This is a genomic window from Anaerococcus urinomassiliensis (assembly GCF_900128425.1).
Taxonomy (GTDB): domain Bacteria; phylum Bacillota; class Clostridia; order Tissierellales; family Peptoniphilaceae; genus Anaerococcus; species Anaerococcus urinomassiliensis.
The window spans coordinates 1893578-1919088 of sequence record NZ_LT635782.1 but is presented as its reverse complement, the minus strand read 5'-3'; the positions used below and the strand labels follow the sequence as shown (position 1 = coordinate 1919088).

Below are 25511 nucleotides of genomic sequence, written 5' to 3'. Positions count from 1 at the left end.
AAAAATGTAAAATATAATTGTATAATAATAATCAATATCAACAACAAGAAGGAGAACTATGCCAGTGATAGTATTAGCGGGAATGATAGCCTCAGGAAAATCAACAGTATCAGCAAGACTTGCCAAAGAACTTGGAAGTAAGCTAATGATAGAGCCAGTAGATCAAAATCCCATCCTGCCTCTATATTACAAGGATAAGGAAAAATACGCCTTCCTATTACAAATATATTTTCTAAACGAGAGGTTCAAACTTATAAAGGAAGCCCTCACCAACAACAAAAACGTCCTAGATCGCTCTATCTATGAAGACGAATTATTTACCAGAATCAACCTAATGGAAGGCAATATTAGTCAGGTAGAATATGATACCTATGCCGATCTCTTAGCTAATATGTTAGAAGAGATAAAGGACATGCCCAAAAAATTCCCAGACCTCTTAGTCTACCTAGACATAAGCTTTGATAAGTTCCTAGATAACCTAGCCAAAAGAGGTAGGGACTTTGAGCAGATAGATCTAAGTACAGAAAAGGGACAAAAAGACCTAGCCTATTTTAAAACTCTCCATAAAGAGTACCAAAGTTGGTATGAGAATTACTCCTACTCAGATAAAATTGCCATAGATATGAATAAATATGATGTAAATTGTGAACAAGACTGGCAGGAGGTCTTTGCTATGATTATGGAGGCCTTTGATAAGAGTTTATGTAAGGAAGATAAATAAGTAAATCCCATGAAATATTCCAAGGGATTTATCTATAGACCAATATCTATAATAGGTCTATGCCTAGAGAAAATTATTTTAATATTTGCCAAAGAAAAATCAGATTAGGGATTGACCTGACCTCCTTTAGTTGGTTTTTAAGTCCAACTTTTGGGGGTCAGTACAGCTTGGAGATTTAGTGAAATTATAAGCCTAGACCTTGGGATTTTTAATAGGCTTGGTCAGCCATCACTTCTTTTTGGGCATCCTCATAAAGTCTTTGCTCGTAATTTGAGACTTTTATGGTTACTAGGTCTCCTTTACTTATAAATTTAATATTATCATAAGGAGTATATTCTAGGCCATCTATGCCCTTACTATAGAGTATTCCCTTATCTAGAAGAGTTTTTTCTAAGTCTTTGTAGGATTCTTGGTTAATGTCAATATCTTTGCCTTCTATTGCAAAGTCTGGACCATCATAAAAGCTTATACCCGATATTTCATAGCTATCATCTGGAGTATATAGACCTTGATCGTTTAAATTAGGCTTTATTGAATCAGGTATATTGTATTCAACTAAATACTTGTGGCTAGGTGCATCAAGGATGGCATATGTTCCATAGGTGAGTATACCCATATCAAAATCTTTGGAGAAGTCCTTTGTATTCTCGTCACTTATTAGTTCATATTCCCCTCCTAGGGCATCTTTTAAATCACCCATGGTCATTGGGTAGGTTAATTTTTGATCTTCTATCATAAATGAACCTTCTTCTTTTGGTCTATTTCTTTTAATATAGATATTTAAAAGAATATCATTTTTTATAGTTGATGAATCCACCGGTTCTTCTATGGTTACGCTATAGATTTTGCCGGTACTAGTATCAAAGTTTAGGCTAAAGATTTTATCTCCAGCTGCAAAGTCTAGGGCGTGGCTATCTTCATTTAACCTAAGCAAATGAGCTCCTTCTATTAACTTTTCCTTAGCCTCCTCTTTGCTATCATCACCACTTATCCCATATGGTAGGGATATGTCTAGACTAGATTTTGGCTCAATTGTCAAAATACTGCCTGATTGACTACTAGCTATCTTATATTCCTTGCCATCCTTGGATTGCATATAGGATATGTCTTCAAAGTAGGTCTCCTCGCCGCTTTGATCTTCTGTAAAGCCAAAAGTGGTCATTAGATCATCTTTGCTGGTAGGAGCCTCTCCTTCTATGCCCTCTAAGCTAATATCAGTTTTAACTTCTTTGATTTTGGCATATAACGTATCTGCCTTGGCTGTATTTTCCTTTTTGCGCTCTCCATCTCCCTTTTGTATGCCCGCTAGGCTCATATCACCTAGGTTTTGATCCTTAGATTTTTCTAAAAGTTTATCCATATTGCTTACGTCATTTACATCAAAACCCATTTCGGCCATGTTCTTTTCAAATTCTTTTTTTTCTTCTTCTGACATGCCCTCCATCATCTTATCTACTTCCGCTTGGTTTTGGGCAATTAATTCATCCATTTGGGCCTGGTCTGTTTGGGCAGACTCTAGAGCATCCTTGTTGCTAGTCTCTTCTTTCATATCTATATCGGTCTTAGGATTTTTCTCGCTTTTATTGCTGGTTTCATTATTAGCATTACAAGCTGTTAGAAAAATCATAAGAGTTAGTAGGATTTTTTTGCCTTTCATCATATTCTCCTATAATGTTTTTTAATTTTTACCCTCTCTTGTTTTAGGCAAAACAGGAAAATGAATCATGACATAAAAAGGGGCTGTTGCAAATTGATAGATATCTAACGTTTCATCATTGGAGTGCACTCCCAGAAAGTTTGAGGTTTAGCCCGCCGGCTCACGGTGGTAATTAGCCCGTCGACTGACAGAGACCTTTCTGGGAGGGTGCTCGAATGATATAGGAACGATTTATCTATTTTGCAACAGCCCCTCAGACTACTAAAAAATAATTAGGATTTTTTACATTAAATTTATTTTTACTTTACCAAGTCTTGGTAGATTTTCATAAGCTCAGCCACACACTCAGACTCAGTCATAGTACGCCAATCAAAACCATATGCTTCCATGACTGCCTTGTCATTTTCTTGGTGGGCGCGGCGAAGTTCTACTGGCATAGTAAGCTCATCATATAAGTCTGCTAAGGATGATGCTGGATAAAGTTCACGTGCATCAAGAATGCCTTGGGCAGTTTTTTCTATTTTTTGTTTTTGTTCCGGACTTGGGTCTGGCCATGGGAAGTTGTTGTAGACAATACTAGCAGAGTATTGATAATCACTTTTCATCCTTCCTGCAACTGCACGCATCCATGACATATGAACATTAGAAGTTAGAATTCCAAAAATATATTTTTCATTTGTAGCTAATATTAAAGCACTCCCATTAACAATAGTATCTTTATCTACAAATTTCAATGGTAAATATTTTCTTCTTTCAGATGATACTTTTGGAATTACAAGCATATCTGAATTTGGTTGTCTTATCTCTCCAAATAGATATGGGGTATCTGCAAGCTTTAAAGTTTCTTTTCTTCTGCTTGATTTTCTATATTCAGATGGATCTTTATCAGTTAACCATATACACCAACGCATTTTGTTATTGAGAAGCTCATATCCACCAATATATTTTTTTATAAATTCTTTATTTTTTATATTTTCTTTTAAAATATTCTTTAACTCTTCTTTATTTAAAATTAAATTTCCATTATCTATAGGTTTTTTTCTACTGTCGATGAAAGTATTTGGCGCTTCTACTAAATAAGCGTTAATATCATTTACTATTTTTACAGTATCCTGAGAGTATAAATAATTTTTATCTAATTTTTCAATAGAAAATCCTACAATTACAACATGAACATGTGCTTTTAAAGATGCTTCGCTATCCCATTTAAAGGTTCTATAAGCAAAATTTATTGAAATACCATTTTCTAAAATTAAATTTTTCCATAATATAGATACTTGCTCACCTTGTGTTATTGAATTAGTAGATACAAAAGCTGTGTGGATCTTGGTATCTTGTATATAATTAGATGCTTTTTTATACCATCCAGATACATAATCTAACTTATTTAATCCTTTTAATTTGCCAAATATTTCTCTCAAATCAGCTTTTTGATCTTTAGATTGCTCTTTTTTGCCAACAAAAGGCGGATTTCCCATTATATAATCCAAATCATCTTTAGCAACTACTTCTTCCCAGTCCATTCTTAAGGCGTTGCCTTCTACTATATTGGCGTAGGATTTGAGTGGCAAAAAGTCTATGTTGGCGTGGATGATTTCTTCTGTTTCTTTCATCATCTGGTCTTCTGATATCCATAGGGCAGTTTTTGCTACTGTTACTGCAAAGTCATTTATCTCTATCCCATAAAATTGGTCAAGGCTGACTTTGATAGGATCTTCTACATCTCCCATAAATATTTGGTCTCCAAAACGGGTTTTGATGGCTTCATTTTCTAGTTTTCTAAGGGAGAGATAGGTTTCTGTCAAAAAGTTTCCAGATCCTGCTGCTGGGTCTAGGAATTTTATGCTAGCTAGTTTATTTTGAAAGACTTCTAGCTTGTTATTTCTTATTTTTTCTGTCTTTATAGACTTGATTTGGTCAAACTCATCTCTTAGATCATTTAAAAATAGTGGGTCTATAACCTTGTGGATATTTTCTATGGATGTGTAGTGCATACCGCCTGCACGCCTAGTTTCTGGGTTTAGGGTGGATTCGAATACTGATCCAAATATGGTTGGTGATATCTTGCTCCAGTCAAAACCACGACTGGCTTTTTCTAGGATTATATCACGAATAAAGGGATTTAGCCTTGGGATTTCTATATTTGCCTCAGCAAATAAACCTCCATTTACATAAGGGAAGGCTAATAATTCTGGGTCTAGGTATGGATCTCTTTTTTCTTCTGGCTGGTTTAGAATATTAAATAGGTCTATGAGGGCACTTCTAAAGTTACTTTCATCAAATTTTCCAAGATAATCATGGAACATATTGTGGTGGCCAAATAGTCCCGCATCTTCTGCATAAAAGCAAAATACTAGGCGGACACATAGAATATTTAAATCCTTTAGAGTCTGTGGGTCTTGGGGATTGTTGTATTCGTTTAGTAAGGCATCATAAAGAAAACCTACTATCTCTCCAGCTTGGAGGGATACTTCCATTTCTTTTATAATATTTTCGTCCTTTTTGTCTACCAAAAAGTTCATCCTGTAGGCTTCCTCTGGCAAATCTTCTAGGAGAATTTTTTCTGGCTCTCCGGTTGGTTTTTCCATATCATATATGTAAAATTGTTTGAAGTTACATGTTACAATCCACCTTGGCCTTTGGGAATATGGTAATTCTGCTGAGTATCTTTTAGCCTGTTGAAATGGAGATAGGAGTGCCCCATCTGATTGCTTGATGGCCTTGTCTAAGGATTTATTTCTAGATTTTTGCTCTATAAGGACGTGGGTATCTGGAATAATAATGTCTATAAAGGAAGCATTATCTAGCATAACCTTATCCTCAAATCTCACATAGGCTGTGGCTTGGTCTATGCCGTAGACATTTTGCAATAAGTCTAGCCAAAATCTTTGACTTTCTGCCTTTTCATTGCCCTTACCCTGCCATCTATTTACAAATTCATTTGCTTTTTGCTTTTGCTCTCTCTGATTCACAATTCCACCTCTTTTCCTATTTATTATAGCATAGGTAAAATGTCTAACAAAATTCGATTTAGGATTATAAGTAGGTATAATATATCCTAAATAAGGGGGCTATTATGAAGATAGATACAAAAACAATGGTTTCAATAACCGAAGCTAATCAAAATTTTTCCAAAGTAGCAAGATTAGTTGATGAAAAAGGCTCTGCAGTTATTTTAAAAAATAATGCACCTAAATATGTAATAACAGCTTATGAAGAATCTGAAAATATTGAAGATGCCGATGATGAATTGGTTATGGATATTTCTAAGTCTTTAATCGAAAAAAATAAAGAAGTTTATAAGAAATTATCTGAATGAAAAGATTAACTAGAAAACAAATTTTATATTTGCACACGCAACAAATAGAAATATTTGGAGGTAGTAAGGGTATTAGGGATGAAAATATGTTAGATTTGTCCATAAATTCTGCCTATCAAACTTTTGATGGTATTAATCTTTATCCAGATGCCATAAGTCAGTCTGTTCATCTTGGATATTCCCTTGTGATGAATCATCCATTTATAGATGGTAATAAGAGAATTGGCACCCATGCTATGCTAACAAATTTATACATCAATGGTTATTCTCTAACTTACACAGATCAGGAACTTATAGATGTAATACTTAAACTTTCAAGTTCAAAGCTAAGTGAAAAAGAACTATTGGAATGGGTTAAAAATCATATAAATGATACAAGTGCATGAGACTAGGAAAACTTATTAGTCTCATGCTTTTTGTAATATTTGATGTAAGTATCGTAAGAATTTCTAATATTTATATCAAAGATATCCCTTAACTCTGTGGCAAAGTAATCCGTGTCGTCTGCTTCAAAGAATATATATTGGTATTTCTCGAAAAGGAAAGTTAATAAGGCACTTAGGAAAACTCTCCTAGTTTTCGAATCGGATTTGCTAGTAGCTAGGTAGGCAATTTCATTTTCTTCTACAAAGACACAAGTTGTGATGGTTCCATCTTCTTTAATATAAAGTGAGTCCTTAGGAATAATATTTACAAATTCAGCAAAACTTGCAGTTAGCGGACTAACATCATAGTGAACTAGTGCGTAATAATCATAAAGAATTTGGCAACATTTCTTGTATTCATAACTCCCATAATGACATTGGAAAATATCCGCCTTTTCAAGAGGATATTTAAGATCTGCCTTGGTAACTTCGACTTCATAACACTTTCTCTTTAGAATAAAATCATTTTTTACCAATAAGTCAATCAATTTATAATTATTAGAATCCACTCCTATTTGTAGGGGCTTTTTATACTTATCAAGCAAATGATCAAAATCATTGATAGTGGATATCTCTGAATTTTCTATATTTAAATATGTATGTTTATTGTGAAATTTATTAGTATAAGTTTTCATATCAGCTCCTACATCTATATTACTTTAAAATCAGAAGGTGATGTTGCAGAATAGGTAAATCTATTCTGCTCATCACTTTTTGATTTCAATTATCCTATCACATTTTCTAGCCAAATCCATGTCGTGAGTTACAATTATTATTGTCTTGTTAAAGTCATCTCGTAAGCTTATTAACAATCTAAAAACTTCACCAGCTCTGGCTGGGTCTAGAGATCCTGTAGGTTCATCGGCTAGGATTAGATCTCCAGGCTTTAATATACATCTGGCCAGTGCCACTCTTTGGGCCTCACCACCTGATATGGTATTTATCTTTTGATCTATCAAATATTCGATACCTAGAGTATTTAAAATATTTTTTATTTGATCTAATTTATCTGCACTTTTAAGATTTACAAATTCCATAGCAATGAGCAAATTATCTTTGACAGTTTTCTCAGATATGAGAGCATTGGTCTGGAAAATATAATTTATCTCATCTCGACGTATTAGAGTAGCCTCTTTGCTATTTATATCAGGCAGAGCCTTTCCCTTAAGTAAAATCTCCCCACTATCAACTCTTTCTAGCAAGCCTATCATATTAAGTAGAGTAGACTTACCCGATCCACTTTCTCCTACTATTGCTAGGACCTCCCCTTTAGCTACTTCAAAGCGAAGGTTATTTATTATTTTTCTACTACCAAATGCTTTTGATACTTCTCTTATCTCTAAATGATTCATATATTTCTCCTACTTTAAAAACTCCACTAAATTCTCAAACTGATTTCTTTTTGTTAGCCTATCAAGCATTAGATATTGAATTATAAATAGGATAACTGATAAACTTATACCACTAATTGAGCCTTTCACTAGACTTATTATGATATTTACTAGGCTAGCTAGTATTACTATGATCCATAAGGCTTTATAGATTTTTTTGTTATCATAGCCTAAGAATTTTTTGATATTAACTTCTTCTCCATATATTTCTCTATATAGTTTAATCAAAGCTGATAAAATCATTATTCCTATATAGGTTAAAAACAAGGCAAGGATTATAAAAGTTGCAATGTGTTGAGTTAAACTACGTATCATTCCTGTTATCAAATCAGCAATTTTTACAAATTCAGGCATATTATCATCTAAATTAAATTTTTTATAATATTCTTTGTTTATATATTTATCGTAAGCTTCTTGGTTTAATTTTATATATGAGTTAGTTTCCCCTCCAGCAAGTAAACTCATAGATTCAAAATAGGACATATTTTCACTGGTTATAAGGCTTATAACAGGTTCACTTGTTTTAAGTGGGAAGGTTTCTTTGTACATAAAGTCATCGTAATTATTAGGAAAGGTAAAATATTCTTTGTTATTATCATAAGTGATAAATTTATTTCCCTTATAAAGAGTAGAGTAGTATTTTTCATTCACATATTCATCTGAGAAGTCCTGATCATTCATTTCTTGATAGAATTTTTCTATTTGCTTTTTCTCACCATCAGTAAAGCTACTAGGTATCAGATAAATCCTGTATCCCTCTTTAGATAGTTTAATCAAATCTTCATCCAAATCGATGCCCAGATCATCTTCTATATAATTATTATCAGCCTTAAATTCCATATAAGAAAAATCCGGCGGATACTTATACACACCTTTATCAATCCATTCTTCTCTAAAATCTGGCCTATAGAAATGAGTGTTGATAAATTTTACACCATCTTTGCCTTCAATCGACCTATAAAATTCCATAAAATCTCTATCTAGCGTAGGCTGATCGGCTGTTTGAGGGTCCATATAGTCATCGCCTTTGAAGAAGCCATTGGTTACATAGTAGTCAGACACCTCTTCCCATTCTTTTTTTGTTTTATATTGATCTCTAATTTCTGCTATTGAATCATCCATACCTACAAACGAAACTAAACCTGTTGATAGATTTACTAGTAAATACAAGATAATCCCAAATATAAGTAAGCCTTTTTTCGTAACCCTACCATGAATTGCATTGATTGGTTTTACTGTTCTTAGAATCAATGAAATTAAAAATTCAAAAATCAGATATATTACAAAGTTAATAAAACCAGCTAAAAAATATATACCAATAAACTTAGGAGTCAAAAAACTTGCTTTGGATAGTATTAGTCCAAATAATGGAAATAGCAAAGTCACTACTAAGGCAGTTTTATTGAAAGTCCCATAGGTAGATTTTATAAAATCACCCTTAGTCCATCCCAGAAGTAGGTATGTTCCCATATTCTTTAGTTTTGATACTGTATATGTACTTAGTAGGCCAATTATTAAGATGGTAGATACTATATAAATAGCTATAAATCCTAATGGGAGGTCACCTGTCATAGCAGATCCACCACCTTTTACATCTGTTAGTTCTGCTACACTTATACCACTAGCTTCACTTATTCCTTTATAAAACTGATCTATGTCTTGATCACTAAGTCCTACCGCTTTGTATGTACCGTTAAAGCCAGCAAACTTTCCTGTACCTATGAGGTTTATAAATACATAAGAATCTCCAAAAATAAACTTTGGAGTAGGCTCTATCAATCCATATTCCCCAGATAGTAAACCTATACTTCCACCATCATCTAGCTTATTAAAACTCTCATCTGATGCGTATTGCTTGCCTAGAAATTCTATATTTAGCTTATCTCTATTAGCATCAAAATCTCCACTCATCCAATAACCATGGATCATCTTATCCCCAGCGTAGTCAGGGCTATCTACTTCTCTTAATAAAAGCCCCTTCTTTTCATCCAAAAATTCTCCTATATAATCTCCGACATCCATGTTTTTTTCCATATCGATATTGTTTATAGTGATTTCTTTATAATCAGATACGATATTTTTAAAATTTTCTCTATATTTAAAATCAAGAAAATAAGAAACCAATATAGCAAATACTATAAATTGGACTGGGATTATGATATTTAATATCCTTTTGACCGACTTATCATTCATATACCGCTCCTTTATGTGTGGTGTGTTATTATGAGTATAACACCATATTATATGAGAGTCAATATATTAATCAAAAAATTAGTAAACTTAAAATAATCAAATCAGAATTACCAGCTTAGCTGGTAGTTCTGATTTGGTTATTTGAGTTTAATAAACTAGGATTCATAAATTACTATCTAACCATGTTTTTAGTTCATCAAAACTGTAATCTCCTTTTAATGCTATTCCATCTTTAATAATTGAATTCTTACATTCCTTTTTGTAATCTTCAATCATTCTCCCAAAACCACCTCCGCCATGCGTGCAAAACGGAATAATTGTCTTTCCATTTAAATCAACCGTTCTTAAAAACGATAGCACGGGTGGGGCAAAAGTTTTAAGCCAATTAGGAGAACCAATAAAAACCACCTCTGCATCTTCAATAGTTTCCGCTCCTTGAATAAGAGGTGGGCAATATCCTTTTTCAATTTCTTCTCTCACTTCTTTTACAGCTGTATTATATGAGAATGAATAAGGCTTTTGTGGCTTCAGCTCTCTCAAATCTCCATCAGTAATCAACGCAATATCTTCTGCTAATCTTCTTGTTGTTCCTGAATATGAATAATATACAACTAAAGGACTCATTATAATTACCTCCTTAATTCAACCTAATTACTATAATATCATTTTTATTATATGATAAGTAGCCTGATATTATCTATCCTGTTCACTCCCCCTAAAATATACATAGTGTTTACACACCCTGAAATAATCTACACTTGAACTGTTTCCAAAAGGTGTTTTTTAAATAGAAAAATGGCTTTTAAGATTTCTTCTAGAAATCCTAAAAGCCACCTGTTTCAAGAGTTTTATTTACCATTATCCTAATTTCTTGACATCAATACTATAATTAGTCATAACATGTATCAAGACCACTCTGACGATAGCAATACATCAAGAAGAGAGCCTTCACACTCGTTGCACGGTGGAAGTTGCAAAAGAAATGATATATTCGGGTACATATCAAAGCCCGTTCAACTAGAATATACACTACTTCTGCTGCTTCATTTCAATCACTGCATCAACGAACTGTTCCGGTAAGTCGGCATGAATATCGTGACTTGATTCATAGCCTGATTTAAGAGTACTGTTTTTAATTAACGCATGCACTTCTTCTGCATCTTTTTCGTCCATGGCAGATAGCAGTATTCCATTATTATCATAATAGCTCGGCGCGGTTTCCTTTGAAGGCGCAACATGAAGAATGATTGTCGGACATTCTATTTCGCTCAACATCTTTTTCTGATCAACTCCATAAAACCAGGAAAAATCGTAAAAAGCCTCCCCAAATCTTAAATCATAGTTTCCTGTTCCGTCCTGCATGTTACGTGTTAAGAATATAATTCCATTCAGCCCGATTTCAGGAGGATAATACCAAACAATTGGCATTTTGCTACTATTTTCTCTGATTCTATTGGAAAAAGGATTTTTAACTATAAAGTTCCAATTATCTTTTCCATCTTTATTAAAAAGTGATTTCATGTAAGTATGATCAAGATAATATCTCGTATAATTCTTCTCCGCTTGCTGCGACAGAAAATCATGGATTGTCTTGAACTCAAGATAAGAAAAAGTATTTTCTGCTCTAGCAGGCTCTGTAGAGAAGAAAGGTCCATCTTCAAGGAGAAGTCCTTTTACCTGTTCCTTTTCCTTTGCAGCTATTGCCGCTGATATCAAAGCACCTGAGGAATGTCCTGAAAGATATGTTTTCTCACCAATCACATCACGCATGAAGTCGATCAAATCATCACGAATAGGAATTAGCTGATACTTATAAGGATGTTTAGACGATTTTCCATGTCCGTAGCAGTCTATCGCAAAGATGTGAAAATAATTCGATAGTTTCGGTAAAACCTTCGCATAATCTTCTTTTGATACCATCTGACCGTGAATTAGTAAAAGCGGCTCCCCATTATCAGGCCCTTCTAAGTATGCTATTTTACTGCCATCAGTCGTCTTGTACACTTTTTCTGTAAATCCTAATTGCTTCCCCTTTTTCCTCATAAACTGATCATTCCCATAATCAAAGTGAAGCGTTCGATATGCAAAACCCACTAGAATCACAACTAATACAATCAAAATAACCATAATAATTTTTAATCGTTTCATTCGTTTCATAATATCTTTCCTTTAATTGCCTGTAGCATCTCAGCCATTTTATCACCACTTATCAATGCTATTCCCTGATTTTGGTCACCCAGCAGGAGAATTGTGTCACCACTTTCTATATGGAACAAATTTCTTGCCTCTTTTGGAATTACAATTTGTCCTTTTGAGCCAACTTTTGCAGTCCAAGCATAAAGCCCCTGTTCGTTTTTCTCAGTTTTATTCTCATATTCCAAGTTACTATGATATTGCTTGCTTTTTTTCATATTTTATCTCCTTGAGGGTTAGTATCCTTTGTTATACATTTCATACTATTTATATCATAAATTATTGCCTTGTCAAGTAAAAATATGTTAATTCCAACTCGACAATGCCGTAGCAATTTCATATGCTTTTTATGTTTAAAGTATTCCTACAAAAAATCACCCCGCCATTTCCTGACGAGGTGCCCTATTTTAATATATTCTTTACATCCATCTCCTTTTATCGCAAGGGCTGATTTGAATTCCACAGCCTATTTCTCATCGTAAACCGTAATCTTTTACTAAGTCGTCTGTCCGGACGTTCAGTGTATTCAGTAATCTACCTGACCCGTTTGTCGAGAAATATACAATTGCAAACAGTTTTATTGTCTGAATATCTCCAAAGCCACCTCCGACTACATTTCTGAAGTCTCAATACGTCAAAAAGCAGTTCCATAGTTACATTTCCGGAAGACAAAACTGTTTTTAAAAGATCTAAAAATGAGATTACGATGATGCACTTTTTCTTGGCAATACCATCAAAACCCGTTTATTTCAAGGCTTTTCTATACAGTTTAGTCCCTCACCTTGACATCAATACTACCGTCTCTACATCTGGTAGTTAGGTTATATCTTATTTGTCTCTTATAACACAAAACAGCAACTTATATCTATTTTGTATTATAATTGTCTTCTCTAACAACTATTCTGATCAGGCTATTTTTACATTTTATAGATGTCATCTATTTTATTAATTTACTATAACCATTCATATAGCTTGAAGTTTCATATATTATTAATCTATAATGAACAGCCTAATAGTATCCACCATGCTCACTCCACATAAAATATCCATAGTGTCTACATACTCTGTTATAATCTACACTCGAATTGTTCCCACAAGGTGTTTTTAAATAGAAAAATGGCTTTTAAGATTTCTTCTAAAATCCTAAAGCCATTGATTTCAACAGTCTTACAAACTCTTATCTTATTTCCTTGGCATCAATACTATAGTCTCGACGTAGCTCTAGTGGTCAGTATGGATAAATTTGGTAATTCTTCAAAAGCCTCGTATGTGGGAACATATTAATAATTATCAACTCATCGAATGAATCCCTATAAATCTAAACTATCTCTATCCAATAAAAAGTCAAACAAATTAATAGTTAGTATTCCATGTTCATCTAGAAATGGTTTTACTCTGTCTTTTACGATTATAATTTTTTTGAATGAATCATCAATATTCAATAAAGATGCTTTTTCTTGATTTATTTTTTCTATGGAAGGGAGGCTATATGCAGATTGAATATAATATTTTTTATTTCCAAGGTTGGCTATGAAATCAACTTCCAGCTGTTTCTTTATATCTTTATTATTAACATTTTCCCTTTTCATGACCATTCCTACATCAACCATATAGCCACGATATCTTAATTCGTTATAAATGATATTTTCCATTAGGTGGGTTGGTTCTATCTGTCTAAAGTTTAATCTTGCATTTCTCAACCCTACATCTTCAAAGTATATTTTATAAGGCGTGCCTATATATTTTCTCCCTTTAACATCGTATCGATAGACTCTTTTTAAAATAAAAGAATCTTCAAAATAGCCTATAAACTTATCAATTGTATTTGCAGAAATTTTAGATTTTTTTATGGACTTAAAAGTTGAAGCTATTTTACTTGGATTTGTAAGACTTGAAATGCCTGATGCCAAAATATTGAGTAGGTCTTCTAGTTCAGAAGTTAAACGTATGTCATACCTATGAACAATATCGCGCAAATATACATTTTCGAGTTGCCCCTTTAGATAATTCATCTTATCTTCATCCCTTTTCATTAAAGCCCCAGCTGGTAAACCGCCGTAAACTTGATATTCCGCAAAAGCATCTTCTTTGTCGCCATCATAAGTTTGAAGAAATTCAGAAAATACAAGCGGCATAACATGAATTTCATCACCCCTACCTGCAAATTCAGTAATGACATCTTTAGATAAGAATTTAGAATTACTCCCAGTAACATAAACATCAAAATTATCTTGACGCAAAAATCCATTTAAGACTTGCTCAAAAGATTTAAGCAATTGAACTTCATCTAAGAGGATATAAAATTTTTCCTTGTCATTCGTTTTGCTCATGATATAGTCTAAAAACTTTTTAGGATCTACTAATCTTTCGCCGCTTAGTACATCTAAATCTATTAAATCTTCGCCAATTTTTAATAAATCTCTTCCTGAATCAAAGGCAAATTTTATAATATGGTTTTCATCTACTCCATTCTCAATCAAATAATTATAAAAAAGATTATTAAGTAAATAAGATTTACCGCTCCTTCTAATTCCTGTAATAATCTTAATGAACCCATTGTCTTTTTTTGAATTAATTTATCTAAATAATAATCACGCTTTATTTCCATATGCCTACACCTCTATCTATTTAGAATTATTTCCGTTTTGGAACTTAATCTAAATATATTATAAAGTGTAAGGTCATATAATTGAAATCTATTTAGAAATAATTCCATATAGGATATATTTTGAAATTAGCCTTTTAACATTCCCATTATCATCTTACTTTACTAGCATAACTTCAATTCCCTGTTTTCTTTTCGATCACATAACAATTTTAATATTTATTAAGACGAACCTGATGATAACATACACAAATAAGTGGATTTTAACGCTACTTGCATAGTTGAAAATGCAAAAAATATGTCCTATAAGGTGTAAGTTAAAGTTCAATATAACTAAATTTCCTCATCCTTTAAGTGACTTTAAATATTCTTTTTGTTTCGGTGTAATGCGCCTACTTTCACGTGCCTTCTGTATTGCCTTATTATGAGTCCATGTATCTAGGTGCTGTTCTTCAATATATTTTATGGTCGCATCCCATTGCTTTGCCAAAGCCGTTGCAAAAAACCACGCAATCATCATCTTAACATAATACTCTTCACTATTAACAGAGACTGGTATCTCCAAATATTCAGGCTTAAAATCATCATCAAGAAAGTAAGACATCAAGATCTCAATTCCAAAGCGGCAAGTATAGGTCTTTTCCGATGCCGACCATTCTTTAATTTTTTCCAAAAGTGCTTTTTTATTTTTTTTGAAAATCTTTGGAGACATAATATCGCAAACAGCCCAATTATCTACATAAGGCAGAAATTCATCAACTGCCACAATACAGGCATCATAGTCTTTAATTTCAGAAATTAGGAGTCCATGAAGTATATTTTCATCATAATATTTATGGGGTAAATCCCTTAGAAATTTTGATGTTTCCGGATCTCCTATAATTCTTTTAGCGAGCTTTCTAGCCTCTGGAACTCTAACCCCTATCAATAGGTCTCTTGGAATATTTGGTGTCAATTTCGCTTGAAAATCAGCATATGAAATATCCTGCAATGCCAATAATTCTTCTTTGATGTTCATTTCTCTCACTCTCTATATAATTCTAATTTGCCGCTCTACTATGGATTTTTGACATCAATACTACACTCTCGACGTGGCTTGAGTGGTCAGTATGGATAATATTTAATATTTTAGGGAAGCCTCGTATGTGGGAATATATTTATTCTCAATTATTCTAAATTCTTTTAACATTTTATTTAAAACTAATGCATTTTCATATTCTTCAACAAATGCTCCATTGTCTCACCTAAAAGGTATATTAGAGCATCTTGTAAATCTTGTGCTGTTTCTTGTTAATATTCTTCAATTAACATCTTAGAGATTTTGTTTCTGATCGCTTTCTTATGGCATAAAAATTTCTCCTGATTAGTTTTTCTTAACCATAATCAGGAGATTTCTATACACAGAATTTTACACAGTCTCAAATATCTAGTACTTCTACTATCTCTTCTCTTTTTTCTTTCATTATAATTTTTTTGATTACTTCTTCATCTAAGTATTTTGAAAAATTATCCAATTCAGATGTTACTTCAAATATTATATTATGATTTTTATCACTTAAATCAAAACTCGAGTCATATTTTGTTTTATCTGACCAATAATTCCAATTTATATCTGTCCTTTCATAATATACATAATTTTTTTTGGGAGTTACAAACACTCTTTTATTAATGAGTTTTTTTCCATCTTCTGCTTTAAACATTTCAGAATATAATTTTATTCCTTTGAATACTTTATAATCACTAATAGAATCATTTGAAACATTTAATCTAATGTCTTCATACTTCATAAAATACCTCCTTATGTTAAGCAATTTTACTATATTATCAACACCGATAAAGTAAATTAATTATTACAAGCTTATTATAATTTTTAAGCTTTAGAGAATCAACAACATTTTGAGTATTACTTCTTCCCTTATCTTTCCTGACATTTTTGATATTATACTTATCTTCTTCGTCAACACCTATTATCATAAAAGCATCTCTACTATCAGCTATGAAAATCAAAACTACCAACTTAGCTGGTAGTTTGCACAGCGCCTATAAGGCGCGAATACCGGCACGCCCCTTTTGGGGCTGTCGAATATTCCATAACATGCACCACTTTACCAACTACTGCTTAAGCAGTTATTTATTTGCTCTTTGGTACTGACTCACCCGTAGACGAGTCATAATATTCCTTTAAGCTGATTTGGTCTGAATAATAATCTTCTTTTAATTGATTTTGTATATATTCTTTTATCATCTTTTCATTTCGTCCTACTGTATCAACATAGTAACCTCTACACCAGAAATGTCTGTTTCCATATTTATATTTCAAATAGGCATGACGATCAAATATTATTAATGAACTTTTCCCTTTTAGATACCCCATTATTTCTGATATACTGTATTTTGGTGGTACTTCTATCAACATATGAACATGGTCTACACAAAGCTCAGCTTCTATTATATTTATTCCTTTACGTTGACATAATTCTCTAAGAATTTGACCTATATTTTTTTTTAGTTTTCCATATATTGCTTGCCTTCTGTATTTTGGTGCGAACACTACATGATATTTACATTTCCATTTGGTGTGTGATAAACTATTCTTGTCCATTAAATTCTCCTTGTTTTAATTGTGCATGTGGTTATCACAATTATATATCAAGCGAGAATTTTTTGGCTTGAAGCTAAAGCTAAATTCCTCCACCTGCATAGCAGGTGGTTTATTGTTTCACTCACATTCGTTCGTTCGACTCACTTAAGTGAACAATAAAAAACTGATAGAGCGAAAACACTACTATCAGACTTTTTGTTTTAGAATCTCAATGATAAGCAAGTAAGGCTACCATCAATTTTCTTAAATTCATCAGTATTAACAAGCTTAACAGGATATCCTAGAGATTTGATATGCTCAAGTGTTTTTGGGAATCCATCTGGTACTAGGACTGTGCCGTTGATATATAAGCTGTTAATAGCATACAACTCTTCTTTTGGAACTACAAAACGGTTGAAGTCTTTGAAAGCTTCTGCTTCGTTCATCTTTTCACTTACAAGCATATTGTTATTTTCTAGATAAATAGCAAAGTCTTTCAAGTGTAGGCCTTCTGTTACAGGAACTGTAGAAGTAGTATAACCATACTTTTCAACTATTTCGCTAAATTGTTTGGCACCTTCAGCATTGGTTCTATCAGATTGTCCGATGTAAATATGTTTATCAACAACCATAACATCTCCACCTTCCATAGTGCCAGGAGCTTCGATGTAGAATATTTGATCATCTGAATAATATTTCTTGATAGCTGGCTCTATTTCATATTTTTCACCATTTCTGCTTTCTCTAGGAGAATTTGTAATAATAGCACATTCCTTCAAAACAACAGCAGGATCTTCAACAAAGCAAGAATCAGGATATTCTTCCAAAGCTTCCAAAACAAGAGCCTCAACTCCTAAGCTTTCAATAGTCTTAACGTACTCAGCATGTTGGTTGATAGCATCCTCATAAATAGGCTTATCCTCACTAAACATACCAGTACTAATACCCTCTATCATAGACTTACTTGGTTTTCTTACAATAATATTTTTAAACATAACATACTCCTTTTGTAAAATACATATTCAAATCGTCATCATTAATGCAAGTATCTCCAGCTTTTACAATTTCACCCTTGTAGTAAATTCCTTTGCCATTGGGGATAAAGCCGTTTTTGATGTACAATCTCTGTGCTTTGCCATAGTCTGGATTAAGTCCTACTCCAATACCCACTTGTGGACCATTTGCTTTTTTGATTATAGCGTCCAAAAGTTCTTGACCTATGCCTTTATTTTGATATTTTTCGAAGACATTAAAGTCCTTGATTTCTGGGATTTTTGTGTTCTTAAATGGACCTGAACTTGGATTTTTTACTAGAGTGATATATCCCTTCACTTGGTCATCTTTTTCATATACTAAAGCTATACGATCTCCCTTGTTTTGTTCTTGTAAATATTTATCTAGATTTCTCTCATCCCAGCCTTGGTCGATAAAATTCTTGTTTATTTTTTCTATATGTTCTGTGGTCAATTCTACTATCATAGCTCCCCCTTACTACTATTATATTATTTTTAATTAATAGATAAATGTTTCACATGAAACAAAAAAGCCACGATTTTTATCGCGACTTTGGAAGTTTCTATATTTTTCACTTTCTACTTAATTCTCCCCTCATCCATATGTATTAATTCATCAAATCTCGATAGATTTTCTTTTGATAGATCGTGGGTGATTTCAATTATTATCTTATCTTGTAAGTTTAATAGATAATCTTTTATTATCTTGCTTGTTTTGTGGTCAATACTAGCAAAGGGCTCATCTAAAAGTATTATTGGTCTATCTGCTACTAGCATACGTACTATGCCTATAATTTGCTTTTCTCCTCCACTTAGCTTATTTATATCCTCATAATTTATGATTTTGTTTCTCATCTTTTCATTTAGGGCCATCAAGAAATTATTTACTAATTTCGTGTCAGTTTCCATGCTTTTGAATATACTAATGTTGTTTATGAAATCTGTTCTAAATAGATACTCATATTGTTTGAGTGAAAATATGTATTCGTCCAAATCATCTATAGGATTCCCATCTATATAAATTTGCCCAGTTTCTGCTTCTAGACTTCCATCAATGAGTTTTAATAGGCTTGATTTACCGGAACCGCTGTGGCCGAGAATAGCATATCTTTTATTTTTCTCAAATACATAGTTTACCTTATCTAAGGAAAAATTATCAAAACTTATAGATAAATTCTCTAAGCTTAGTCTATCGACTTTCTTATCTTCCCATTTGTCTTTTTCTTCTATTAGGTCTCCATTAATGAAATCCATAGTTTCATCAACTAATTCTTGGGTCGAATTTATAAGATTTATGCAGCTTAGTATATCATTGATAGGGTCTAGGAAACTAGTAGTGTATCCAAAAGCTGCTATTCCAACTCCAACAGTTATTTTTCCTTGAGCCAGAAGTATGGCTACTATAACAAAGGTATTAAATTCCACTAGAAATATACCAAAAGCTCCTGCTAAATCTGAAATAGTTTTAAACTTACCAAACTTATATCTTTTGTCCTCACTATCAGTAAGATATGACCTATGCTCATTATTAATGTTCTTAAAAGTTACTTTATTGATTCGTGATTTGCCAGATAACAAGTCAAGAACCTTATCAAAATATCTCTTTATACTTGCTATTTGCTCTCCTCTTAAAAATGACAATCTCTTTTTAAATATTTTAGGGATAAATACAATTAAGACAGAAGATAAAAGGACAACTATACTTATCCTATAATCTACAAAAACAAGCAAGGTTGTTAAAAACACTATAATATTAAGGATAGATTTATAGAGATCTATGTAAGCACTGAGGTAATCCTCGTCTATTGCTTCCACATTCTCAGTAAAAATCACCAAGTAATCAGCAACTTTCCTTTTATTAAACTCGTGGATATCTAAAGAAGAAATATGCTTGAACAAATCATCTTTAATCTTTACAAAAAATAACTTAGAAACTTTCCACTCATATAACCTAGATATATATTGAAAGAGTAAATTTAGAAGAATCAATAATACATAAATGCCTATAAGTTTAAAAACAAGACCTATTCCTTCTTCTAAAATATGATCAAATAAATATTTATTAATAAGAGGAAAAATTGCAACAGTAACTGAGTACAATAAAGTAAATATGATTTGTATTATAATTGGAACTTTCAATTTTCGTATATATTTTTTCATTATCTATTCTCCGATAATAATTATTTAACTTTATTTTAATCGGTAAATAAAAAACATGCAAACAATTATAATTGCATACATATTTTTTATACTATATGTCTTTCATAATTTTAATTTGTAATTCTAGATATACATACAGGTGTTTATCTGATACAAGCATAATTTACTAGTTGACAATACATTCCTACTACTTTTTAACAATTTCCTCTTAAAAAAGATAATCTCTTTTTAAATATTTTAACTATAGATACTTATAAAGATGGCAGAAAAATCATAGATATCAGAGACTTAAAAAAGCTTAAAAAAAGCAAAGTCCCTATAAGCATAAAGACCAGCACTAAAGTGCGTAATCTTCTCAGATACTGCGACCGCTACTCAGATGGTAAAGCTATCAGTATATACCGAGAACATCAGCCTTATGATGATACAGAGCTACGCACCGTAAAAGGCTGGAGGAAGATATATAGAAAGCCTATATCTGACGATTATATCTTTTATATGCGTGCAAACAGACAAGGCGGAGAGTGGTGTGATTACTGCTTTTATGAGGATACTGTAGAGCTATCAGAAGACGAAAAAGAGCTTATAAGAGCAGAAAGACGAGAGGAAAGAAGACTACGAGAAGCTCGTAAAAGGCGAGAAGAGTATCAGTGCAAAAGGGCAGAGGGCTACTGGAAAACAGCTTGGCAATGGCTTTCTGAGGATCAAAGAAAAGTCGAAGATGACTCTTATCCTGAGGAAAGATATAACTGGCTCTATGATGAAGCTGCAAACAGCTTTGAGCAAGCAAAAAAGCCTTTCTATTACTATAGTGAGTATGACACGGTAGAGGTAAGCGAAGAAGAGTATGAAGAGCTTAAAAACCAATATATATCAAGGTTTGGCGGCTGGGAAAAGATAGACCTAGAGCACACAGAATACAATGGAAAAAAATGGTATTAATTAGACGGGGGATTCTGTCTTTTTTGTTAAAGAGTAAAAATCCCGCTTGGAAAGGTAAAAAAACAGAAGTCAAATATTCATATATTAAAATTATTCACATATAAATTTGACATTAGAAAGACATATGCTATAATGTTCATATAAACATATGCTCATATGAACGGAGGTGATAATGATAACTATCAAAGATGAAGAAATTTTATTTGATTTAGCTGATCTTTTTAAGGTTTTTGGTGATTCGACTAGGATTAGAATCATGAATGTGCTTTTTAGTGGACCTACTTCTGTAGGCGAAATTGCAGAAGTCTTGGATATGAGCCAGTCAGCTATAAGCCACCAGCTAAAGAGCTTGAAGGATAACAATTTGGTCAGTTCCAATAGAAGTGGCAAGTCAATATACTACGAACTTGCCGATGACCACGTCAAGACAATTTTTATGACAGGATTAGAACATATTAAAGAATAGGAGAATATAATGAAAGTAAAATACAAAGTAGAAAGTGATGACCTATGTCCAAATTGTGCAGCAAAGATTGAAGAGGCTGTTAAGAAAATTGATGGAGTAAATGATGCCAACCTATCATTCCTAACTTTGAAGCTAAAGATGGAATTAGCTGATGGTGCTGATGAAGATGCTATCTTTGATGAGGCTAATAGACTTGCTGATAAGCTTGAGCCAGGGACTGTCTTAGTGAGGTAGGATATGCTTGAGTCTATGACAGATGCTCACAAAAAGGAGCTTAGTAAACTTATAGCTATAGGTATTTTTACTGCTATATTAGCAGTATTAAGGAATAATATAGGTGAAAGTATATGGATTGTGGGTGGGTTTTTATTAGCCTACTTGCTATCCGCATGGAATGTTTTGATAAAAGGGTTTAAGGGAATCATCCGTGGCCAGGCCATGGATGAGAACTTCCTTTTGTCTATAGCATCAATTGCAGGCTTTCTCTTGGGCCAATATATAGAAGCAATTGCTGTAATACTTTTTTATAATTTTGGTGATTTATTTGAAAATATAGCAAGCCATAAGTCCCGCCAAAACATAGAAGGACTCCTAGACTTAGTGCCTGATGTGGCCAATAAGGTAAACCCAGATGGTTCTACTACAGAAATCGACCTAGATGATGTAGAAGTAGGAGATATCCTCCTCGTTCGTGATGGTGAGAAAATTGGTGTGGATGGTGTAGTTATAGAAGGCCATGGTCTACTTGATACATCCTCTGTTACTGGAGAATCCATGCCAGTAGAAGCCGAAGTAGGGTCTGAGATTATATCTTCATCCCTTCTTACTGAGGGTATTATCAAGATGGAAGCTAAGAAAGAATTTGATGATTCTGTTGCAGCAAAGATTATGGAGATTATAGAGGATTCCGCAGAAAGTAAATCTCAAAGTGAAAAAATGGTAACAAGATTTGCCAGAATCTATACCCCAATTGTTGTAGCTATTGCGCTTATAGTAGCTATCATCCCTCCCCTATTTTTTGGAGGAGATTGGTATGACTCTATATTCTTGGCAGCTACATTTTTAGTAATATCATGCCCATGTGCCCTAGTACTATCAGTCCCACTAAGCTTTATGTCAGGCCTTGGACTAGCTAGTGAAAATGGCATCCTTATAAAAGGAAGCCAGTATTTTGAAGGACTAAAGAATGCCAAAGTCCTATTATCCGACAAAACCGGAACCCTCACTACAGGGAATTTCAAAGTAAAAGATATAGAATATTTTACTGACCATGATAGGGAAAAAATCCTCGATTATATATATAATATCGAGCTAATGAGCACCCATCCTATAGCAAAAGGGATCGTAGAAAGTCTAGACCGTGATGAAAAACATGATTTGTTTGAAGAAGTAACCAATGAAAAGGGCCTTGGTGTAAGAGCTACTAGCAAGGATGGAGACCTAATCAAGATAGGTTCTGCTAGATTTATTGGCTATGATGGAGAAGAAAATGACAGGGCAATCTATGTATCTATAGATGACAAGCTTGCTGCAAAAGTAATAATCGAAGATGAAATCAAAGACCAATCATTTGAAACTATAGAAGATCTTCACAACCATTTTGAAAATATAGCTGTAGTATCAGGCGATGGAAAAAATGCAGTAGAAGAAACAGCCAAAGAACTTGGCCTAGATAACTACTTTGCAGAAGTAATGCCAGACCAGAAGCTAGAAATTATGAAAGGCTACCAAGATAAAGGACTTCCTACAGTCTTTGTAGGAGATGGTATCAACGACGCCCCAGTCCTTACCAATGCAGATGTTGGTATATCAATGGGAGAAACAGCATCTGACCTTGCTATAGAATCATCCGATATACTCGTAGTTAACGGAGAATTTAGAGAGATGAGCAAGCTAATGAAAATCTCAGACCTTACCAATAGGACAGTAAGGCAAAACGTGATTTTCATAATGGCTGTCAAAATAGGAATCCTAATAGCAGGACTACTAGGATATGCAAATATGTGGCTAGCAATATTTGGAGATGTTGGCGTTACAATAATAGCAGTCCTATGGGCAATGAGGATACTAAAAAAGAAAATATAAATACATTCCCTAGGAAAGTCATGAATAAGGTGACCCCATAAAGTTGGACCTAATACCAGAACTTGTAGTTTACTAGTTCTGGTATTAGCTTATTACTTTCCACCCCTAGGGGTGGAAGTTTTTTATGCTACATTCTTTTCTCTATATTCCACCGGACTTAAATATCCTAATTTTTCTTTTATTCTTTCTTCGTTGTAATATTTTATAAAATCTTCAATTGTTTGTTTTAAGTGTTCATATGAGTAGAATTTTCTTCCATAATATATTTCTTGTTTTAGTATTCCAAAGAAGTTTTCCATTGGTGAGTTGTCCAAGCAGTTTCCTTTTCTGGACATAGATTGGATTATGCCATTGGATTCTAGTTTTGATGTGTACTGCTTTACTTGATATGCCCAGCCTTGATCTGAGTGAAATATTCTTTCTTCCTTGCTTTTGTTAGTTATTTTTATTGCTCTATCTAAGGCTTTTAGAATTGGTTCTAGTGTTGGTTTCTTTGATATTTCATAGCTTAGTATTTCACTGTTGTACATATCTAGGTATGGATTTAGATAGAGTTTCTTTATTTGATAGTTTCCTGATTTATCTTTTTCTAAATACTTAAATTCTGTTGTATCTGTCGTTATTTGGGTATATGGTTTTTCTACTTTGAAGTTTCTTTTTATCTTATTGTCTGCTACTTTACCAACAGTTCCCTTGTATGATGAGTATTTTCTTGTTTTCCTTGAAAAGTTCTTTACTTGTATTTTTAATTTTTGAACTAACCTTTGTACTTTCTTTTTGTTTATTGTTAGTCCTAATCTTTTTAATATTGCTGTTATCCTTCTGTAGCCATAGTTTGGATTGTCTTTTCTGATTTTTAATATTTTTGATTCAATTTCTTTGTCTTTGCTTGGCAGCTCTAGCCTTTTTTGCCAATACATGTAGGTCGATTTTGGAAGGTTAAAGTAGATTAGCAAATCTTTAAGTTTGTATTTACTTCTTAAGACTTCGATTGTTTTAGCAATTGTCTTATTTCTGCATCTGTCATTTGAGACAATTCTATCTTTTTTTTTATTGCATCATTTTCTAGTTGAAGCCAATAGTTTTTTTCTTCTAACTTCTTTATTTTTTCTTTTAGTTGTGCTTCATTTAATGAATTATCTTCTTCGTTGGTTAATTGTGATGTTGATTCTAATTTTATATCTTTTGATTTCTCTGGTGTTTTTGCCATTTTTGAAGGTCTTCCTCTCTTCTTGGGTCTAAGTCCTTCAATTCCTTCTTTTCTATATTCATTAACCCATCGAGCGATTATTGATGGATTATTGATTTTAAGATTGTTTGATAGGCTTTGATAGGACATTTCTCCTGTTAAATACAAGTTTACTACATTTAGTTTAAATTCTAAAGTGTAACTATTATTCTTTCTTGATACTTTTAGTCCATCATAACCTTGGGATTGGTAAGCATTAACCCACGTTCTAATAGTATGCTTGTCTGGGATATTGTATTTTTTTGCTAATTCTCTGTATCCTATTTTTCCTTCAAGATATTCTTTTACTAATTTCATCTTAAATTCTGTGCTGTATTTTGTCATTAAAAAACTGACCTCCTTAAGTTGGTTTTTAAGTCCAACTTTTGGGGGTCAGTACAGAACTTAACTAGGGATTTTTTTATTGCAAAAATAGCTTAAAACGATAAAAAATAAAGACAAATGCCAGTTTATGCTGGGATTTGTCTTCGGTCTGATCAGACAACTTTGTCTGAAGACAAAATTATGATAA

Annotated in this window: 25 protein-coding genes; 7 read left to right on the top strand and 18 right to left on the bottom strand. The window is 32.9% G+C overall.

From position 1 onward, the window contains the following. The first annotated feature begins 58 nt into the window (after positions 1 to 58). The gene (locus BQ7474_RS10050) at positions 59 to 721 is read left to right on the top strand and encodes a deoxynucleoside kinase (RefSeq protein WP_218188991.1); all 663 of its coding nucleotides are present in this window, start codon (positions 59 to 61) and stop codon (positions 719 to 721) included. A 208-nt stretch (positions 722 to 929) separates the two neighbouring features. Here BQ7474_RS10050 and BQ7474_RS10045 read toward each other — a convergent pair whose 3' ends face one another. Both BQ7474_RS10045 and BQ7474_RS10040 read right to left on the bottom strand, forming a co-directional pair. Then, a complete protein-coding gene (locus BQ7474_RS10045; protein ID WP_073998711.1) occupies positions 930 to 2378 on the bottom strand; it encodes a hypothetical protein in 1449 nt (482 codons plus the stop codon). A 299-nt stretch (positions 2379 to 2677) separates the two neighbouring features. Beyond that, positions 2678 to 5350, bottom strand: coding sequence for a DNA methyltransferase (locus tag BQ7474_RS10040; protein ID WP_073998710.1), 2673 nt, complete (start codon positions 5348 to 5350; stop codon positions 2678 to 2680). 104 nt (positions 5351 to 5454) lie between these two features. Here BQ7474_RS10040 and BQ7474_RS10035 point away from each other — a divergent pair, with 104 nt between their 5' ends. Together BQ7474_RS10035 and BQ7474_RS10030 are read left to right on the top strand one after the other, a co-directional pair. Further along, positions 5455 to 5697 (top strand): type II toxin-antitoxin system Phd/YefM family antitoxin, encoded by a 243-nt coding sequence (locus BQ7474_RS10035; RefSeq protein WP_073998709.1) that lies wholly within the window; start codon positions 5455 to 5457, stop codon positions 5695 to 5697. Further along, a complete protein-coding gene (locus BQ7474_RS10030; RefSeq protein ID WP_073998708.1) occupies positions 5694 to 6083 on the top strand; it encodes a type II toxin-antitoxin system death-on-curing family toxin in 390 nt (129 codons plus the stop codon). The genes BQ7474_RS10035 and BQ7474_RS10030 overlap by 4 nt, the downstream gene beginning before the upstream one ends. A 2-nt stretch (positions 6084 to 6085) precedes the next feature. Here the strand turns inward: BQ7474_RS10030 and BQ7474_RS10025 are convergent, their stop codons facing one another. From BQ7474_RS10025 to BQ7474_RS09965, 14 genes are all read right to left on the bottom strand, one after another. Further along, positions 6086 to 6757 carry a hypothetical protein gene (locus BQ7474_RS10025; protein ID WP_082187928.1) on the bottom strand — a complete coding sequence of 224 codons (672 nt, stop codon included), beginning with the start codon at positions 6755 to 6757 and terminating at the stop codon, positions 6086 to 6088. A gap of 72 nt (positions 6758 to 6829) precedes the next feature. Beyond that, positions 6830 to 7474 (bottom strand): ABC transporter ATP-binding protein, encoded by a 645-nt coding sequence (locus BQ7474_RS10020; RefSeq protein ID WP_073998707.1) that lies wholly within the window; start codon positions 7472 to 7474, stop codon positions 6830 to 6832. A 9-nt stretch (positions 7475 to 7483) separates the two neighbouring features. Then, positions 7484 to 9706: a hypothetical protein gene (locus tag BQ7474_RS10015; protein WP_073998706.1), complete on the bottom strand. Its 2223-nt coding sequence runs from the start codon at positions 9704 to 9706 to the stop codon at positions 7484 to 7486. 162 nt (positions 9707 to 9868) lie between these two features. Next, positions 9869 to 10330, bottom strand: coding sequence for a flavodoxin (locus BQ7474_RS10010; RefSeq protein ID WP_044567022.1), 462 nt, complete (start codon positions 10328 to 10330; stop codon positions 9869 to 9871). Between the two features lie 405 nt (positions 10331 to 10735). Beyond that, entirely contained in the window at positions 10736 to 11863 is a 1128-nt protein-coding gene (locus BQ7474_RS10005) for an alpha/beta fold hydrolase (RefSeq protein ID WP_073998705.1), read from the bottom strand. Further along, positions 11860 to 12117, bottom strand: coding sequence for an AbrB/MazE/SpoVT family DNA-binding domain-containing protein (locus tag BQ7474_RS10000; protein WP_044567017.1), 258 nt, complete (start codon positions 12115 to 12117; stop codon positions 11860 to 11862). The genes BQ7474_RS10005 and BQ7474_RS10000 overlap by 4 nt, the downstream gene beginning before the upstream one ends. Positions 12118 to 13209: 1092 nt before the next feature. Continuing rightward, positions 13210 to 14430, bottom strand: a complete 1221-nt coding sequence (locus BQ7474_RS09995; protein WP_235821542.1) for an ATP-binding protein — start codon at positions 14428 to 14430, stop codon at positions 13210 to 13212. Positions 14431 to 14847: 417 nt separating this feature from the next. Beyond that, entirely contained in the window at positions 14848 to 15522 is a 675-nt protein-coding gene (locus BQ7474_RS09990; protein WP_073998704.1) for a DNA alkylation repair protein, read from the bottom strand. Between the two features lie 400 nt (positions 15523 to 15922). Then, positions 15923 to 16291, bottom strand: a complete 369-nt coding sequence (locus tag BQ7474_RS09985; RefSeq protein WP_073998703.1) for an EXLDI protein — start codon at positions 16289 to 16291, stop codon at positions 15923 to 15925. Between the two features lie 37 nt (positions 16292 to 16328). Further along, positions 16329 to 16511 carry a hypothetical protein gene (locus tag BQ7474_RS10570; protein ID WP_159429563.1) on the bottom strand — a complete coding sequence of 61 codons (183 nt, stop codon included), beginning with the start codon at positions 16509 to 16511 and terminating at the stop codon, positions 16329 to 16331. A gap of 124 nt (positions 16512 to 16635) precedes the next feature. Next, a complete protein-coding gene (gene tnpA, locus BQ7474_RS09980) occupies positions 16636 to 17106 on the bottom strand; it encodes an IS200/IS605 family transposase (protein WP_073998702.1) in 471 nt (156 codons plus the stop codon). A 200-nt stretch (positions 17107 to 17306) separates the two neighbouring features. After that, positions 17307 to 18080, bottom strand: coding sequence for a dimethylarginine dimethylaminohydrolase family protein (locus tag BQ7474_RS09975; protein WP_073998701.1), 774 nt, complete (start codon positions 18078 to 18080; stop codon positions 17307 to 17309). Then, positions 18073 to 18564 (bottom strand): GNAT family N-acetyltransferase, encoded by a 492-nt coding sequence (locus BQ7474_RS09970; protein ID WP_073998700.1) that lies wholly within the window; start codon positions 18562 to 18564, stop codon positions 18073 to 18075. Before BQ7474_RS09970 ends, BQ7474_RS09975 begins: the two co-directional genes overlap by 8 nt. A 113-nt stretch (positions 18565 to 18677) precedes the next feature. Continuing rightward, positions 18678 to 20258, bottom strand: coding sequence for an ATP-binding cassette domain-containing protein (locus BQ7474_RS09965; protein WP_073998699.1), 1581 nt, complete (start codon positions 20256 to 20258; stop codon positions 18678 to 18680). A gap of 498 nt (positions 20259 to 20756) precedes the next feature. Here BQ7474_RS09965 and BQ7474_RS10705 point away from each other — a divergent pair, with 498 nt between their 5' ends. The 4 genes from BQ7474_RS10705 to BQ7474_RS09945 all read left to right on the top strand — a co-directional run bounded on the left by BQ7474_RS10705 (position 20757) and on the right by BQ7474_RS09945 (position 23751). Then, positions 20757 to 21200 (top strand): hypothetical protein, encoded by a 444-nt coding sequence (locus BQ7474_RS10705; protein ID WP_177343668.1) that lies wholly within the window; start codon positions 20757 to 20759, stop codon positions 21198 to 21200. Between the two features lie 172 nt (positions 21201 to 21372). Beyond that, positions 21373 to 21666 carry an ArsR/SmtB family transcription factor gene (locus BQ7474_RS09955; protein ID WP_073998698.1) on the top strand — a complete coding sequence of 98 codons (294 nt, stop codon included), beginning with the start codon at positions 21373 to 21375 and terminating at the stop codon, positions 21664 to 21666. 9 nt (positions 21667 to 21675) lie between these two features. After that, entirely contained in the window at positions 21676 to 21900 is a 225-nt protein-coding gene (locus tag BQ7474_RS09950; RefSeq protein ID WP_004812500.1) for a cation transporter, read from the top strand. 3 nt (positions 21901 to 21903) lie between these two features. Then, on the top strand, positions 21904 to 23751 hold the full coding sequence (locus tag BQ7474_RS09945; protein ID WP_073998697.1) for a heavy metal translocating P-type ATPase: 1848 nt from the start codon (positions 21904 to 21906) through the stop codon (positions 23749 to 23751). Between the two features lie 122 nt (positions 23752 to 23873). Here the strand turns inward: BQ7474_RS09945 and BQ7474_RS09940 are convergent, their stop codons facing one another. Beyond that, positions 23874 to 24743: an IS3 family transposase gene (locus BQ7474_RS09940; RefSeq protein ID WP_235821527.1), complete on the bottom strand. Its 870-nt coding sequence runs from the start codon at positions 24741 to 24743 to the stop codon at positions 23874 to 23876. Next, a complete protein-coding gene (locus BQ7474_RS09935) occupies positions 24731 to 25324 on the bottom strand; it encodes a helix-turn-helix domain-containing protein (RefSeq protein ID WP_073997383.1) in 594 nt (197 codons plus the stop codon). The genes BQ7474_RS09940 and BQ7474_RS09935 overlap by 13 nt, the downstream gene beginning before the upstream one ends. Positions 25325 to 25511 lie beyond the last annotated feature (187 nt).

What these genes read in the sequence shown, in the direction of transcription:
- BQ7474_RS10050 (WP_218188991.1), top strand. Translation starts at nt 59, where the DNA reads ATGCCAGTGATAGTATTAGCGGGAATGATAGCCTCAGGAAAATCAACA.
- BQ7474_RS10045 (WP_073998711.1), bottom strand. Translation starts at nt 2,378, where the DNA reads ATGAAAGGCAAAAAAATCCTACTAACTCTTATGATTTTTCTAACAGCT.
- BQ7474_RS10035 (WP_073998709.1), top strand. Translation starts at nt 5,455, where the DNA reads ATGAAGATAGATACAAAAACAATGGTTTCAATAACCGAAGCTAATCAA.
- BQ7474_RS10030 (WP_073998708.1), top strand. Translation starts at nt 5,694, where the DNA reads ATGAAAAGATTAACTAGAAAACAAATTTTATATTTGCACACGCAACAA.
- BQ7474_RS10025 (WP_082187928.1), bottom strand. Translation starts at nt 6,757, where the DNA reads ATGAAAACTTATACTAATAAATTTCACAATAAACATACATATTTAAAT.
- BQ7474_RS10020 (WP_073998707.1), bottom strand. Translation starts at nt 7,474, where the DNA reads ATGAATCATTTAGAGATAAGAGAAGTATCAAAAGCATTTGGTAGTAGA.
- BQ7474_RS10015 (WP_073998706.1), bottom strand. Translation starts at nt 9,706, where the DNA reads ATGAATGATAAGTCGGTCAAAAGGATATTAAATATCATAATCCCAGTC.
- BQ7474_RS10010 (WP_044567022.1), bottom strand. Translation starts at nt 10,330, where the DNA reads ATGAGTCCTTTAGTTGTATATTATTCATATTCAGGAACAACAAGAAGA.
- BQ7474_RS10005 (WP_073998705.1), bottom strand. Translation starts at nt 11,863, where the DNA reads ATGAAACGAATGAAACGATTAAAAATTATTATGGTTATTTTGATTGTA.
- BQ7474_RS10000 (WP_044567017.1), bottom strand. Translation starts at nt 12,117, where the DNA reads ATGAAAAAAAGCAAGCAATATCATAGTAACTTGGAATATGAGAATAAA.
- BQ7474_RS09990 (WP_073998704.1), bottom strand. Translation starts at nt 15,522, where the DNA reads ATGAACATCAAAGAAGAATTATTGGCATTGCAGGATATTTCATATGCT.
- BQ7474_RS09985 (WP_073998703.1), bottom strand. Translation starts at nt 16,291, where the DNA reads ATGAAGTATGAAGACATTAGATTAAATGTTTCAAATGATTCTATTAGT.
- tnpA (WP_073998702.1), bottom strand. Translation starts at nt 17,106, where the DNA reads ATGGACAAGAATAGTTTATCACACACCAAATGGAAATGTAAATATCAT.
- BQ7474_RS09975 (WP_073998701.1), bottom strand. Translation starts at nt 18,080, where the DNA reads ATGTTTAAAAATATTATTGTAAGAAAACCAAGTAAGTCTATGATAGAG.
- BQ7474_RS09970 (WP_073998700.1), bottom strand. Translation starts at nt 18,564, where the DNA reads ATGATAGTAGAATTGACCACAGAACATATAGAAAAAATAAACAAGAAT.
- BQ7474_RS09965 (WP_073998699.1), bottom strand. Translation starts at nt 20,258, where the DNA reads ATGAAAAAATATATACGAAAATTGAAAGTTCCAATTATAATACAAATC.
- BQ7474_RS10705 (WP_177343668.1), top strand. Translation starts at nt 20,757, where the DNA reads ATGCGTGCAAACAGACAAGGCGGAGAGTGGTGTGATTACTGCTTTTAT.
- BQ7474_RS09955 (WP_073998698.1), top strand. Translation starts at nt 21,373, where the DNA reads ATGATAACTATCAAAGATGAAGAAATTTTATTTGATTTAGCTGATCTT.
- BQ7474_RS09950 (WP_004812500.1), top strand. Translation starts at nt 21,676, where the DNA reads ATGAAAGTAAAATACAAAGTAGAAAGTGATGACCTATGTCCAAATTGT.
- BQ7474_RS09945 (WP_073998697.1), top strand. Translation starts at nt 21,904, where the DNA reads ATGCTTGAGTCTATGACAGATGCTCACAAAAAGGAGCTTAGTAAACTT.
- BQ7474_RS09935 (WP_073997383.1), bottom strand. Translation starts at nt 25,324, where the DNA reads ATGACAAAATACAGCACAGAATTTAAGATGAAATTAGTAAAAGAATAT.